Origin of the sequence: Haloterrigena alkaliphila, from assembly GCF_017352155.2 — an archaeon.
Lineage (GTDB): Archaea > Halobacteriota > Halobacteria > Halobacteriales > Natrialbaceae > Haloterrigena > Haloterrigena alkaliphila.
The window spans coordinates 2729424-2743113 of record NZ_CP071462.1; the positions used below are offsets into that span (position 1 = coordinate 2729424).

The following is a 13690-nucleotide window of genomic DNA, read 5'->3' on the forward strand; positions in this document are numbered from 1 at the left end:
GCATGTCGCGCGCGAACCGCCATAAGTGAGATGGCCGATCGATCGGCGACGCGCCGGTCCGCGTATCGACAACGACGCGCTCGAACTGACCGGATCGTTGATTCGTTGTGCGTTACGTTGATACGGTGTGAGTGCGAAGCCACCGGTACGGAATGAGGCGCGAGCATTTCACGCTAGACGTCAGCAACGTCGACTGGGTCGAGACCGACGGCGAACCGAGTAAACCCTCGGTATCGATCGACTTTACCGGCCCGGCGACGATGCTTCGCGAGCGCCTTACCGGTCCCGACGGCGACGTTCTCGAGGCGGGGGAAACCGACGTCGCCCTCCGTCTGCAGGGACCGCTCGGGGAAGATACCGACGGCGTCGTCAGCGTCACGAACCGGGTTACCGGCGAGTTCATTCTCGAACTCAACGAGCCGGCCCAGGACGTCCTGACCTTCATCCAGGCCGCGCGAGGGTACGGAGAGGACGCGACGGAGGACGACGGCCGCTACGAGGTCGAAATCACGCTCGACGGCGACGGGTTCGTCTCCTACGACAAACGGACCTTCCTCGTCTACGACGAGGAGGGGAACCTGCTCCGTCAGCACAGCCTGATCCCCAGCGGCGTCGAACTGTAACCCCGGCGTCGAACTGTAACCCCGGCGTCGAACTGCAACCCCGGCGTCGAACTGCAACCCCGGCGTCGAACTGCAACCCCGGCGTCGAACTGCAACCCCGGCGTCGAACTGCAACTCCCGGCGTCGAACTGCGCCCGTCGGTCTTCCCGACCGTCGGAACCGACCGGCAGCTATAAGTGTTTTAGGGGTGCCTAAATCCAATAGACGCGGCACCGCCGGCTACCGGAGGATCGATCAATGTCGAACGAACAAGTTCTCACGACGACGGCCGAGGGACGACGACCCGAGCACACCCCGGACGACGACGAGGTGGTGCTCGAGCTAGACGGCGTCGTGAAACGGTACGGGCGCGAGGAGGTCATCACCGACCTCTCCCTGTCCGTTCGCGACGGCGAGATTCTCACGTTGCTCGGTCCGTCTGGGTGTGGCAAGACGACGACGCTGCGACTGATCGCCGGGCTGGAGCGGCCCGACGACGGGCGGGTTCTCCTCGAGGACGACGCCGTCGCGGGGGCCGACTGCTTCGTCTCCCCGGAGGACCGTGGCGTCGGCGTCGTCTTTCAGGAGTTCGCCCTGTTCCCCCACCTGTCCGCCCGCGAGAACGTCGCCTTCGGCCTCCAGGAGTGGGACGCCGAGGAGCGAGCGGCTCGCGTCGACGAACTGCTCGAACTCGTCGGCCTCGAGGCCCAAGGGGACGCGTATCCGGACGAACTCTCCGGCGGCCAGCAACAGCGGATCGCGCTGGCCCGCTCGCTGGCGCCGGAACCCGAGATGCTGTTGCTCGACGAACCGTTCTCGAACCTCGACGTCGACCTTCGCGTCGAGATGCGCGAGGAGGTCCGCCGGATCATCAAGGAAACCGGCGTCACCGCGATTTCCGTGACCCACGATCAGGAGGAGGCGCTATCGATTTCCGACCGCGTCGCGGTGATGAACGACGGCGACGTCGAACAGATCGATCGCCCCCAGCGGATCTTCCAGCAGCCCGAGTCCCGGTTCGTCGCGGGCTTTCTCGGCCACGCGAGCTTTCTCGAGGGGGACGTCCACGGCGACAGCGTCGACACCGCCGTCGGGCGCGTGCTCCGCGACGACGTCAACGGCCTCGCCCACCAGTACGACGGCACCGCGATCGACCTGCTGCTCCGCCCGGACGACGTGACGGCGTTCCCGGTCGACGACGAGAGCGACGACGAAGCCGACGGTCGCGTCGTCTACCGGCGCTATCTCGGCCCGACGGTCCTCTACCGGGTCGAACTCGACTCCGGTGAGACCGTCGAGTGCATGCACAACCACTCCGACCGAATCGATCTCGACGAGCGCGTCGCCGTCCGCATCACCGCCGACCACGACCTCGCGTGGTTCCCCGCGGGCCAGCGCGAGGCCGCCGCCGAAGCGTCCGACGCGGCCGACGCCGCCGCGGACTGATACTTCTGCCTCATCGGTGCCGACGCTGCCGCGGACTGTCCCTCTTGCCTCGGCGCTGCCCGGTGGAGACGAACAGTTTGATAGTCGGCTGCTGACATTCTCAGACGATGAGTACTCGGTCTCGACGGCGGATTACGACGGCCTGCGGATTCGCCGCTCCCCTCGTCGCGCTGGGAGCGATCGGTCTCGCGACGCTGCTGGCCGCGCCGGAGACGTTCACCTGGCGCGCCCGCGCGCTCTCGGACATGGGTCGCGTCGGGACCCGAACCTTCCTCCTGTTCAACGGCGGCCTGATCGCCGGCGGGCTACTGGGAGTTCCCTTCGGCTGGCAGCTCTGGGTCGCGGCCCGCAACGGCCTCGAGCGAGTGGGCGTCGCGCTGCTGTGGGCGGCGACCGCCGCGCTGGTCGGGATCGGCGTCTTCTTCCTCGGCCACGACGCGTACTACCTCGGAACGGAGCTTCACGCGCCGGTCGCCCTGCTGTACTTCGGGCTCGCGCCGCTCGCGCAGTGGCTCTACGGGAGCGGCCTCGTCCTCGCGGGCGACGCCCGACTCGGTCTCGTCTCGATCTGGCTCGGGATCGCGCACCCGCTGACCTGGCTGGGTTGGCTCGTCTCCAGAGCCGCCGCCGGCGATCCCTCCGCGTGGTTCGCCGTGCCCGAGTTCGTCGCCGCTGTCGCGTTCGGCGGCTGGGTAGTGGCGCTGGCCGCGAACCGGTATCGTCGTCTCGCCGACAACCGCCCGAAATCGAGGATTTGAGCGCTCCGTCCGGGTATTGTACCTGTGTTCCACACAACGTTTAAGCCCGGACCGTTCGTACACACGTGCATGCATAAGGACGAACTCCTCGAGCTTCACGAAGAACTCGTCGTGATCATGGAGTACTTCGCCCAGCGGGAGGACGTCGACGAAGCGCTGTTCGAACCCTACCGCAACCTCGACGTGGATCCGTCGCACGTCCACAAGTCCAAGAGCGAGCACAAACACGCCGTCTTCGTGTTAGGCAACGCCTTAGCGAAGGGAATGAGCGAGGACGAGTTCTCGAGCGCCGGTCGGATCGGCAAGCGAATGAAGGAGCTCGCCGAGGACGCCGAGTCAAAAATATAGACTCTATCTAGGCGAAACGTATTTGGTGCGGTTCCCGCTTGTTGTCGTATGGACCCGCGCACGCAAGAGCGCGTCGAACGATGGGATTCTCGCCCGTTCAACGGCGGTTATGACGGCCTTACTGATCTCGCTGACGCTGATTTCTCCGGAGCTGTCGCCGCTGCCGGCACGTGGCTGTTCATGCTCAACGGCCGCGTCGTCGGCGTCTTCGACGGCACGATCGAGGACTTCGACGGCGCGTCCGGCACCGCCCACGAGGCACCGGATCCCGCGCTCCCGCTCCTCTGTACGATGGAGGAACGGGGCGGTGAGACGAGAGCGAACTACTACACGAACGAAACGCCCCTCCGGGAGGTCGACGAGACCCTCCAGAACGGCTCCTTTACCGGCTACGTCAAGCTGAGCGAGAACGTTCTCAGCGGCGACTACTACACCGTCTACTACGGCGGCCGGCGGATGGCCGCGGCCTACATCGGGAACGCCGAACGGCTGCTGACCGGCGAGGAGGCGTTCGAACGCGCCGCCGACGAGGTCGGCATCTACGAGGTCGTCGACGTCGAGATCGAGGTGACCGACGTATCTGGCGCGGCGTCGGACGGCCCCGACGAGAGCGGTTCCGACGCCGACGCCGGATCGAACGCAGGCGCTGGATCGACCGCCGGCGCGGACGCCGAGACCGGCTCGAGCGAACCGGAGCGGACCGAACCGAGTACGGACCCGACCGAGTCGGCCGTCGAGTCGATCGACATCTCGGGATCGGAGCCCGAGACTGCGGCCGACGCCGGGGGCACCGCCGCACCGATCGAGGACGTCTCGTTCGACGAGGCCGCTATCGACGGCGCATCGTCCGACTCCGCGGACGCGCCGTCGGGAATCACGGCCACCGACGACGCGAATCCGGACCCGGAACCGGCCTCGAGCGGCATCACCGATACCGGCGTGGGTACGGACGCGACCGAGTCGCCCGCGGACGACGACCACCCGGACGTCCAAGCGGCGATCGGCGAGGTCGACTCCGAGACCCCGGACGAGACCGAGGCGCAACCGACGACGGAGACAACGGTCGAGGAGGCCGTAGAGCCAGCGGCGAGCAAGGGCCCCGACGCGGCCGACATTCAGGCCGACGGCGACCAGAGGGCGTCGACGACCGATCCCGAGACCGACACCGAGACCAGTGACTCGAGCCCCGACCTCGCCGAAGTCGAGGCCGCCGCGGAGCAACTGGACCAGAACGACATCTCCTGGACCGAGGACGACGTCGACTCGACGACCGACGAGGAGTCGACGACCGAAACCGCCTCCGCCGTCGCCGCCGACACGGCGACCGAGGCCGCGGCCGACGCGCCGGAGAACGAGGAGCGATTCGAGGAGGAGGCTCAGTGGCGGGAGACGCGTAGTATCCCGTCGATCGATCCGGACAACAGCGAGACGGCCGACTCGACCCAGCGCGGGGCCGCCGGCCGCGACGGAACGACCCAGCGCGGGACCGGCCGCTCGTCGGAGGCGGACCGATCCGACGGCAGGTCGCGCGGTACGGCCGCGGGGTCGACACAAACGAGCCGTCAGCGACAGTCCGATGCGAGCGGCCAGCGCGCGGCCCAGCGGACGGACCGCGCCGAGGCCAAGAGCCCCGGAACGGCCGAGTCCGGCTCCTCGTCGGGCGGGGCGGCGAACGGCGGCCGCGCCGACGAACGGGTCGCCGAACTCACGCAGCGCATCGAGACCCTCGAGGCACACCGCGAGAAACTCGCGGCCAAAGCCGAGGAACTCGAGACCGAACGCGACGAGTTGCAGTCGGAGAACGAGGAACTCTCCTCGACGGTCGACCGCCTGCAGTCCCGGATCGAGGAACTCGAGGCCGAACTGAAACGAGCCCGCGAGTCGGGATCGGACGGCGGCGACGCGACGCCGTCGGCGAGCACCACGCTGTCGCCCCAGCGGGCGCTGGCCGACACGAACCTGTTCGTCCGGTACGTCTCGAAGAGCCAGCCGACGCTGGAGTCCGCCCACGACGGCGACGCCGACCGAACCGACGTCGCCTCGAACCTGCGACTGGAGCACCACACCGGGTTCGACGCGGCCGACGTCGCGGTCGACGGCCGGCCCTACGAGACGTTCCTGACGGAGACCATGGAACACCGGTTCGTCGACTGGCTCACCGAAATGCTGCTCTTCGAGATCCGCGACACCGGCAGCGCCGACGCGCTGGCCGACCTCTACGACGCGATTCCGCGGATCGACCGCGCAGAACTCGGCGCGACGCTCTCCCTCGAGGAGGACGATACCGAAGACGTGCCCGACCAGGTGACCTTCGACGTCGTCGCGTTCGACAAGATGGGCAATCCGCTCGTGGTGGCGAACCTGAACGACTCGCGCGACCCCGCGACTCAGGGGATGCTCGAGGAGATGGAGGAGGCCGCCTCGGCGGTCAAGGCCAACTATCCCGACCTGGCGGCGGCGGTCGTCGTCACCTCGAGTTACTTCGAACCCGGCGCGCTCGAGGTGGCCGAGCAGGCGACCAGCGGCGGTCTGTTGAGTCGCGGCTCGAAGCTGAGCTACGTCAACCTCTCGCGGAAACAGGGCTATCACCTCTGTCTGGTGGAATCGCGCTCCGAAGGGTTCCACATGAACGTCCCGGAACTGTAGTCGGGGCGCGCGGCGGTCCGGTTTCGGGCCGTCAGTGGCGTGAGAAGACGCGGTTTTCGTCGGGCTGTCGACGTCGCGACTAGCGGCGGTACCGTGTCGAAAAGCGGTCGTTCGGTCGTTCCGGACCGATCAGAACGGCGTCGCGATCGGTGGCGATCGGCTCCGGTCCGGCCCCCGATCCCCGGCCCCGAACGGCTCGCTACCGGGCGCTGGTAGTCGAGTCGGACGTGCGGGCAGAGAGACTAGCCTTCGATCTCGGCGACGTCTTCGATCTTCATTCCGTCGAGCTTGTCCATGATGTCGTCGAGCTTGTCGTCGAGTTCGTCGACGAACTCGGCGGTGCGCTCGGTCTTGATCGCACCCTGGCTGGAGGGCTCGATGAGGTTCTCCTCCTCGAGGACGCGCAGGGAGTAGCGGACTTTGTGGTGGGGGTAGCCCGTCTCGTTAGACATCTTTACGATCCCGATCGGTTCGTTTTCGATGACCATCTTCAGAACCTGAAGATGGCGTTCCAGCATATCGACTTCCTTCTCAAGTCGGTCTATCATGGCATTTGTTAACTTGTCTTCGGACCTTTTAAACGTTACTCTCGATGATTCGAGCGTCCACTCTCAACTGAATGCTCGTTCCTGTCAGTAGTTAACGCTTCGGGTTGCGGCCGATCTCCGCGGGCGAAACCCTGATATCGTTCGTTATCGTTCTCGATGCGCTCGAATTCTGAATCGGTCGTCGACGTCCGCGGACCGAAGCTCGGGGGTCGGATCCGCCCTCGCGGGCGTCGTCGATATCTCGCCGAGCGATGTCGCGTCCTCGCGTGGCCCTCCCGACAACCGTGGCTCTCACTGCGTGGCCCCGGCCATACCGTAATCTGTTTATCGACCCGGCAAGAACCCGCCGCTGTTATGACCGTCACTATCGTCGGGTCGCAACTCGGCGACGAAGGCAAGGGTGGGGTCGTCGATCTCTACGGCGACGCCGCCGACATCGTCGCTCGCTATCAGGGCGGCGACAACGCTGGACATACCGTCGTACACGACGGTGCAAAGTACGAACTTTCGCTCGTCCCGTCGGGCGCCGTCCGGGGGAAGGTCGGCGTCCTCGGTAACGGGTGCGTCGTCAACCTGCGGACGCTGTTCGACGAACTGAGCACGCTCCGAGAGCAGGGGCTCGAGCCGGACGTCCGGGTGGCCGAACGCGCCCACGCCATCCTGCCGCTCCACCGCGTCCTCGACGGCATCGAGGAGGACGTCAAGAGCGAAACGGATCAGGAGGTCGGGACGACCGGCCGCGGCATCGGCCCGACCTACGAGGACAAGGCCGGACGCCGCGGCGTCCGGATCGGGGACCTGCTCGACCCCGACGTCCTCCGGGACCGACTCGAGTACCTGGTCCCCCAGAAGCGCGCGCTCGTCGAAGAGGTCTACGGGCTCGACGTCGAGGACCTCGAGGATCCCGACGCGTTCGACGTGGACGCGCTCTTCGAGGAGTTCCGCGAGTTCGGCCGTCGCCTCGAGGAGGAGAACATGACCGTCAACGCCGGCGACTTCCTCTCGGATGCCATCGACGACGGACGGACCGTCGTGTTCGAGGGCGCACAGGGGACGCTCATCGACATCGACCACGGCAACTACCCGTACGTGACGTCGTCGAACCCGACGGCGGGCGGCGCCGCGGTCGGTACGGGGCTCAGCCCCGGCGTCGTCGGCACCGGTGAGATCATCGGGATCGTCAAGGCTTACCTCACGCGCGTCGGAAGCGGTCCGCTCCCGACCGAACTCGGCGGCGTCGTCGGCGACACGCCCGGCTACGACGAGGGGACGGAGGGCCGGAACGAGGAACTGGCGACGTACATCCGCGAGGAGGGTGGCGAGTACGGTACCGTCACCGGTCGCCCCCGACGCGTCGGCTGGCTCGACGTACCGATGCTCCGCCACGCCGCCCGCGCGAACGGCTTTACCGGCCTCGCTGTCAACCACATCGACGTGCTCGCGGGCCTCGACGAGGTGAAGGTCGGCCACGCGTACGAACTCGACGGCGAGGAGATCCGCACGATCCCCTCGACCACCGAGGAGTGGGGCCGGTGCGAGGCGACGTTCCGCAGCTTCGAGGGCTGGCCCGAAGTCGACTGGAGCGAAGTCGCGGAGGCGGGGTACGATGCGATCCCCGAGAACGCGCGCACGTACCTCGAGTACATCAGCGACGAACTCGACGCGCCGATCTACGCGGTCGGCGTCGGTCCCGGCCGCGAGGAGACCGTCGTCGTCGAGAACCCCCACGAGTAGGCGGTCCCTGACGCGCCGGGGATCGCGGTCCGAGATCGCGCCGAAAACCCGCCCACTATCAATCAGTGGGTGTTTATTCACCGTCATTAACTACCCAACAAGATAGATAGATTCATTATACACTTCTGAGATGTTGTCGAGTATGGTTGTAGACCTTCGTGACGCAGTCGGTCTCAGTGGCTCGTTTACGGGGGTTGGGTTGTGCCTCGCGATCGGGTTCTATCAGGGGATTCAGCCGGTCGCGGTGATCCTCGAGGTTCCCGGGTCCGCGATCCATCTCGCGACGAAGAGTGCGGTGCCGGCGATACTGCTCTTCACGTTTCTCACGGCGCTGTCGGGCCTGATGCTCACCCGCGAAGTCTATCAGCGGCGGGACACCGAGGCGCGGCTCACCGAGGGGCCGACGGTCGCCGCGATCGTTCCGGTCTATCGGGACGGCGGCGTCCTCGAGGCGAGCGTCGGATCGCTCCTCGAGTCCAACTACGAGAACCTCGAGGTCGTAATCGTCGGCGAACCGGGAGACGAGGCGACGCTTGCGGCCGCCCGTGAACTGGCCGACCATCCGGACGTTCGGCTCCTGCTCAATCGCCAGCCCGGCTCGAAGGCGCGAGCGATCAACGACGCCGTCTCGCGGCTCGACGCGGAGTACTTCTGTGCGTTCGACGCCGACGAACGCGTGGATCCCGAGTTCGTCCCGACGGCGATGTACGAACTGCTCGAGAACGATCGCGACGTCTTCCAGGTGCGACGCGTTCCGCGCGCCAACGGCCACGTCGAGGCGTTAGCCTACTGCGAGCGGCTCCTCTTTCACGCCAGCTACAAGCTCATCGAACCGCTGGGCTTTACCTACTGCCGGAGCTCCTCGTCGGCGTTTACCCGCGAGGCCTTCGAGCGCGTCGGCGGCCTTGACGACATCCTCACCGAGGACATCGACTTCGCTCACAAGTGCTTCCGCCAGGGACTCGACGTCAAGCAGTCCCGTCACATCACCAACGAGATGGAAGCGCCCCACACCCTCGCGGACCTCTGGGGGCAGCGCAAACGCTGGCGGATCGGCCACATTCAGGTCTTCCAGAAGGCGGTGACCCGCGGGTTCGAACCCGCCGGCCTGCGCGGCGCCGCGTCGACGATCCGCCTCGCGACCAGCCTCTCGGCCAGCCTGTTCATGGTCGCGGTGGTCGCCAAGATTGCCGTCCTCGTCTACTACGGGCTCTACGCGGTCGCGGCGCTGCCTCTGATCGCAGTCGCGCTGACGGTTCTCCCGACGCTTTACCGCGACTACCGGGCCGGCCATATCCACGGACTGACCCCGGCGTTCCTGCTTGCTCCCCTCGTCTACCCCGGCTTCGGTCTCGTGACGATCCGCTGTGCCTTCGAGTACCTCCTGAGCTGGGACGGCGAGTGGTATCAGGTCGAGAAGACGGGCGCGTGATTCGAACCGATCCGATTCGACCAGGGAGCGGGGCGCACGCTCCCCTCGAACCCCATCGACTCACGCCCGACGTTCCCGAAACCTTTTGCTTGATGCGGTCACCCTTCCTACTATGAAGGAGTCGTTACTGGAGATCCTCTGCTGTCCGCTGGACAAACACGAACTGGAACTCGAGGACGCCGACTACGAGGGCGACGACGAGGACGCCGAACTCATCGGTGGGGACCTCGTCTGTACCGAGTGTGGCGAACGGTACCCGATCGAAGACGGCATCCCGAACCTGCTCCCGCCGGATATGCGCGAGGAGACCCCGGCCTGAACGGCCAGATTCACCCGTGTCCCCGGAGGTCATCGTCCACGTCAACCGTGGATCCGCCGACTCGCTCGAGGCCGCAGTCGACACCGTCGAGACGCGCGGCTCGTTCGGCCTGCGCGTCCAGAGCCACGGCTCGCCCGCGCACGTCCACTGTCGTCTCGACGACGCGCTCGCGCGGATCGCGACGCTCGAGACGTCGAACTACTACGTCGAGGAGGATGGCGAAACGATCGTCCCGGTCCACGTCGCCGCCGAGCGAATCGACGATTCCATCGCGGGCGAACTCGAGATACTGACCGGCTACGGATCCGAATCGCTCTCGATCCCCGTGACGGTCGGCCCCGCACCGGACGGGGTCGACGTCGACGACTCGCTCGCCGACCCGCCCGCCGACCGGTCCGACCGGTCCGCTCTCGAGCGAGCGGTCGACGTCACCGCCCTCGAGCCGGCGTCGCTGGCGATCGGTGCACTCGGCGCGATCGCGGTCATGGTCGGTGTGCTGACGGCGACGGCGATCGGCGGTCCGGTCGCCGCTGCGGGACTGGCAGTCGTCGTTCTCGGCGTCGCCGTCGCGTTGTTGCTGTTGGCGTGGTGAGCGCGATCACTCGGCGGTGACGACCGTTCGGTACGGCGTCTTCTCGTACCGGCTCGGCGTTTCGAACGACGTCGGGCGGTCGATCTCCGGATCGCGATCGACGTGCCGGGCGAGTAGCTGGAGCAACATCCGAAAGTCCATCGTGATCGCTTCCCGTCCCGGGAGGGTATCCCAGGTGACGTTCTCCTCGCTGTACGACCCCGACTGAACTGTCTCCTCGACGATTTCTCGCTGGCTCATCGCCAGCCCGATCGTCTCGTAATCGAGCACCTCGATCGACGGGTCGGTATCGGCTGCGGACTCCTCGATCGGGCCCTCGATCTCGAGCGTGTACGTGAGGCCATTGTCTTCCCCAGCGAGTGCGGAACAGCCGGCTGCCAGCGGGAAGGTCGTCGACACTGTGGTCGTCAGGAACTCGCGGCGATTCACGTCTGCACTGTTCGAGTACCGGTACACCAAAATTGCGGCCGACGGCGCGCGACTGGTCCCCCGTCTGGGTCACGGGGACGGGCAGTGGTCATCCCGGTTCGGCTCTCGGGGGCCGCCCGGTCGTCGTCCCGTTCCCGCTCGCAGCGGTGATCAGTCGTCGACCCGCCTTCCCTCGAGGTCCCCCTCCTCGTCGAACCGCTTGGCCCGGAGGTAGCGTGCCCGGAAACGGTTCGCACCGTCGTTGACGTCCGCTTCGCGGATCTCGTCGGTTCGGCCCTCGGCGACCGCGTCGATCAGTTCCGCGAGCTGGTTGTACTCGCTGGTGGTCAACTCGAGTTCGTAGGTGTGCTCCGCCTCGGACTCGAGGATGGTCCACTTGCGGGCGGCGGCGACGACCAGCGAGCAGGGCTCCCGACAGGGAAACGGGCCGTCGCCGCCGTCGACGTCGAGGTCGTCGCCCGCCTCGTACTCCCACTCGCGTCGTCGCAGACACTGCGAGTCGACGCAGCAGGCCTCGGCCACCCACTCGACGGCCTCGCGGGGTAGCTCGTCGAGGACGTCGTAGATGCCGGTCTGGCGCTCGGCGGTCTCGACCCAGTGGTCGACGTCCAGTTCCCCGCGCCGTTCGCGGTGCCAGTTGGCGACCGTCGCGGGGTAGACGAACTCCACCGTCTCGACGAGTTCCGCGCCCGAGAGGCCGGTGAACGCCCACCCCGAGGGCAGCGTGGGCGCGGTCTTCAGCGGGCGGTACCGACCGTCCTCGTCGTACGTCGCGATCTCGCGGGCCTCGAGGGGATCGTCGTAGATCTCGAGGTCGGCGATGTCGCTGGCGGCGTCGTCGACGTGCCACAGGTCGTAGACGCGCTCGCCGGCGGGTTCGTCGACGTCGTCGCCGAGCCGGGCGGTGATGCACAGCTGGCCCCACTCACGGTCGATCCCCTCACGCAGGGCCTCGTAGCGCTCGGGAACGGGAAGCGGGTCGTCGACCGACGGATGGTCGGGATGGTCGGTGTCGGCGTCCGCCGGTTCGTCACCGTCTCCCTCGAGCTCGAGGGGCGCTCGTTCACACCACCGGAGGAACGCCCGCCGGGCGGTCCCCTCGCCGCCGACCGACCGCTGCCAGTAGCGCCAGTTCGTGACGTACGCCGCGAGCGGCTCGAGGGCGTCTCGGAGGTCGTCGGCTTCGAGGCCGGTCCACTCGTCGTCGGGCGTCTCGAGGGTGTAGCCGTCGCCGTCCGAGGCGCGATCGATCCGGAGCCCGTCGAACCCGACCGTCCCGTCGGCGTCGACGGCCTCGAGCAGCGCCTCGAAGTCGGCTGCCGGCAGCGTCGCCGTCACCCGTCAGTCCCCCATCTCCGCGCTCGGTTCGGGATCGGTCCCGCGGTCGCCGTCGCCCGTCGGAGCGACGCCCTCGCGGACCGCCTCGAGCGCGCCCCCGATATCGGCGCCGGCGTCGGCCGCTCGCTCGAGGACGACGTCGGCCATCAGCCCCTCCGTGCCGACGGCGCCGGCGTACCAGATGCGGTGGCCGTCGACCTCGCTGGGCACGTCCCAGCCCAGCCGGTAGTCCTCGGTCAGCCCCATGTCCTCGGGGATGTCCTCCTGGGTGTGGTAGCCGTCGGCGATGAACAGCGGGACGACGACGACATCGTCGCTGTCGAAGTAGTCGGTGACGTCGTCGACCTCCGGCTCCTCGTCCATGAACAGCGCCTTCGCCTCGTCGAAGCGGTCCCGCTCGCGGATGCGCTCGGTGTGGTACTCGATGGCCTTCGCGGAGTTCTCGTTGCGCTCGGTGCCGTGGCCGACGACCGCGAGGCCGACCCCCTCCCCCACGTCGGGATCGGCCGTGACCGACTCGGCGCGCTGGACGATCACGTCCGTCATCGCGTCGTGCGTCCCGACGGGGCCGCAGTAGTGGACGGTCTTGTTCGCGTCGCCGACCTCGAGGGTCACCTGCGAGGCGCTCGTGCCGTCGGAGTCCCACTTCTCGGGATTCCACTCCTCGAGGCGCAGTTCCCGCGGGATGACCTGCTCGGTGAAGTAGCCCTCGCTGATGAAGAGCGGGACGACGAACACCTCGTCGGACTCGAGGGTGCGGATCACCTCCCGGAAGTGCGGTTCCTCCTTCCAGAAGGCCTCCCGGACCTCGTCGAACGCGCCCGTCTCGCGGACGGTGTCCGCGTGGACGTAGGTGGGGTCAGAGGCGTCGGGATTCAGGTGTGAACCGTGCGCCGCGATGACCAGCGCTTGCATGGGCTTCCCTTCGGACGGAAGCGATTTATACTCTATGGAAAGGCGAATAGTCCTCCCCGAAACCCGAACCAGAGTTGTATAGTTGGGAAAACTCCTTTCAGAAAGAAGAACCTCGTTCGATGGGACCGCGGACGAGCGCTGGCGCGATCGATCACTCCGGAACGGTGACCGACGTTCGCGCCTCGCAGGACGCCTCCTGTGTTCGCAACTCGGCGGTGACGGTGTACTCGCCTGTCCGCGGCCGCTCCCACTCGGCCTCGTAGGTCGACGACCCGTCGGGTTCGAGGTCCTCCCGACTCAGCATCTGGGCGAACAGTCGGCCCTCCGTGTAGCGCCAGACCTCGCGGTCGCCGTCGCGGACGACGAACTCCGCCTTGCACGCGTCCGAAAACTGCAGTTCGACGGGTTCGGAGCCCGCGTTGGTGACGGTAAACGCGAACGAGACCGTTCTCGAGTCGCCGTCGGTCGGCCGCACGTCGGCTTCGAGCGCCCCCTCGAGTGTCATACGATCCGGTAGGGCGGAGGGTCGGATAGGTCTTCCCTCGCGTGACGGTTCGAGAGCGGTGACGACCGACTCGAGGCC

At 67.1% G+C, this 13690-nt stretch carries 14 protein-coding genes; 9 read left to right on the forward strand and 5 right to left on the reverse strand.

The annotated features are described in order from the left end of the window. Positions 1–152 precede the first annotated feature (152 nt). From J0X25_RS32095 to J0X25_RS32115, 5 genes are all read left to right on the forward strand, one after another. Entirely contained in the window at positions 153–623 is a 471-nt protein-coding gene (locus tag J0X25_RS32095) for a DUF5793 family protein (RefSeq protein ID WP_207287959.1), read from the forward strand. A 237-nt stretch (positions 624–860) separates the two neighbouring features. Next, positions 861–2048, forward strand: a complete 1188-nt coding sequence (locus tag J0X25_RS32100; RefSeq protein ID WP_207287960.1) for an ABC transporter ATP-binding protein — start codon at positions 861–863, stop codon at positions 2046–2048. A gap of 107 nt (positions 2049–2155) precedes the next feature. Continuing rightward, the gene (locus J0X25_RS32105; protein ID WP_207287961.1) at positions 2156–2806 is read left to right on the forward strand and encodes a DUF998 domain-containing protein; all 651 of its coding nucleotides are present in this window, start codon (positions 2156–2158) and stop codon (positions 2804–2806) included. 69 nt (positions 2807–2875) lie between these two features. Further along, positions 2876–3154: a UPF0058 family protein gene (locus J0X25_RS32110; protein ID WP_207287962.1), complete on the forward strand. Its 279-nt coding sequence runs from the start codon at positions 2876–2878 to the stop codon at positions 3152–3154. A gap of 48 nt (positions 3155–3202) precedes the next feature. Then, the gene (locus J0X25_RS32115) at positions 3203–5800 is read left to right on the forward strand and encodes a DUF7527 domain-containing protein (protein WP_207287963.1); all 2598 of its coding nucleotides are present in this window, start codon (positions 3203–3205) and stop codon (positions 5798–5800) included. A gap of 242 nt (positions 5801–6042) precedes the next feature. On the opposite strand, the gene J0X25_RS32120 is transcribed toward J0X25_RS32115, so the two are convergent. After that, entirely contained in the window at positions 6043–6348 is a 306-nt protein-coding gene (locus tag J0X25_RS32120; protein ID WP_008892687.1) for a hypothetical protein, read from the reverse strand. A gap of 354 nt (positions 6349–6702) precedes the next feature. Between J0X25_RS32120 and J0X25_RS32125 the strand changes: the two genes are divergently transcribed. The 4 genes from J0X25_RS32125 (at position 6703) to J0X25_RS32140 (ending at position 10425) form a co-directional block, all read left to right on the forward strand. Beyond that, positions 6703–8082, forward strand: coding sequence for an adenylosuccinate synthase (locus tag J0X25_RS32125; RefSeq protein WP_207287964.1), 1380 nt, complete (start codon positions 6703–6705; stop codon positions 8080–8082). A 142-nt stretch (positions 8083–8224) separates the two neighbouring features. Further along, positions 8225–9514, forward strand: coding sequence for a glycosyltransferase family 2 protein (locus J0X25_RS32130; RefSeq protein WP_207287965.1), 1290 nt, complete (start codon positions 8225–8227; stop codon positions 9512–9514). Between the two features lie 112 nt (positions 9515–9626). Continuing rightward, complete coding sequence (locus tag J0X25_RS32135) at positions 9627–9833, forward strand: methytransferase partner Trm112 (protein ID WP_207287966.1); 207 nt, start codon at positions 9627–9629, stop codon at positions 9831–9833. A gap of 16 nt (positions 9834–9849) precedes the next feature. After that, positions 9850–10425 (forward strand): DUF7524 family protein, encoded by a 576-nt coding sequence (locus J0X25_RS32140; protein ID WP_207287967.1) that lies wholly within the window; start codon positions 9850–9852, stop codon positions 10423–10425. A 6-nt stretch (positions 10426–10431) separates the two neighbouring features. On the opposite strand, the gene J0X25_RS32145 is transcribed toward J0X25_RS32140, so the two are convergent. The 4 genes from J0X25_RS32145 to J0X25_RS32160 form a co-directional block, all read right to left on the reverse strand. Next, positions 10432–10854 carry a hypothetical protein gene (locus tag J0X25_RS32145; protein WP_207287968.1) on the reverse strand — a complete coding sequence of 141 codons (423 nt, stop codon included), beginning with the start codon at positions 10852–10854 and terminating at the stop codon, positions 10432–10434. A 150-nt stretch (positions 10855–11004) separates the two neighbouring features. After that, complete coding sequence (locus J0X25_RS32150) at positions 11005–12192, reverse strand: DR2241 family protein (RefSeq protein WP_207287969.1); 1188 nt, start codon at positions 12190–12192, stop codon at positions 11005–11007. 3 nt (positions 12193–12195) lie between these two features. After that, positions 12196–13107 carry a CbiX/SirB N-terminal domain-containing protein gene (locus tag J0X25_RS32155; RefSeq protein WP_207287970.1) on the reverse strand — a complete coding sequence of 304 codons (912 nt, stop codon included), beginning with the start codon at positions 13105–13107 and terminating at the stop codon, positions 12196–12198. A gap of 151 nt (positions 13108–13258) precedes the next feature. After that, on the reverse strand, positions 13259–13612 hold the full coding sequence (locus J0X25_RS32160) for a BsuPI-related putative proteinase inhibitor (RefSeq protein ID WP_207287971.1): 354 nt from the start codon (positions 13610–13612) through the stop codon (positions 13259–13261). Positions 13613–13690: the final 78 nt, after the last annotated feature.

Coding starts and splice junctions, on each gene's coding strand:
- J0X25_RS32125 (WP_207287964.1), top strand. CDS start 6,703: ATGACCGTCACTATCGTCGGGTCGCAACTCGGCGACGAAGGCAAGGGT.
- J0X25_RS32100 (WP_207287960.1), top strand. CDS start 861: ATGTCGAACGAACAAGTTCTCACGACGACGGCCGAGGGACGACGACCC.
- J0X25_RS32105 (WP_207287961.1), top strand. CDS start 2,156: ATGAGTACTCGGTCTCGACGGCGGATTACGACGGCCTGCGGATTCGCC.
- J0X25_RS32115 (WP_207287963.1), top strand. CDS start 3,203: ATGGACCCGCGCACGCAAGAGCGCGTCGAACGATGGGATTCTCGCCCG.
- J0X25_RS32155 (WP_207287970.1), bottom strand. CDS start 13,107: ATGCAAGCGCTGGTCATCGCGGCGCACGGTTCACACCTGAATCCCGAC.
- J0X25_RS32120 (WP_008892687.1), bottom strand. CDS start 6,348: ATGATAGACCGACTTGAGAAGGAAGTCGATATGCTGGAACGCCATCTT.
- J0X25_RS32135 (WP_207287966.1), top strand. CDS start 9,627: ATGAAGGAGTCGTTACTGGAGATCCTCTGCTGTCCGCTGGACAAACAC.
- J0X25_RS32130 (WP_207287965.1), top strand. CDS start 8,225: ATGGTTGTAGACCTTCGTGACGCAGTCGGTCTCAGTGGCTCGTTTACG.
- J0X25_RS32160 (WP_207287971.1), bottom strand. CDS start 13,612: ATGACACTCGAGGGGGCGCTCGAAGCCGACGTGCGGCCGACCGACGGC.
- J0X25_RS32095 (WP_207287959.1), top strand. CDS start 153: ATGAGGCGCGAGCATTTCACGCTAGACGTCAGCAACGTCGACTGGGTC.
- J0X25_RS32110 (WP_207287962.1), top strand. CDS start 2,876: ATGCATAAGGACGAACTCCTCGAGCTTCACGAAGAACTCGTCGTGATC.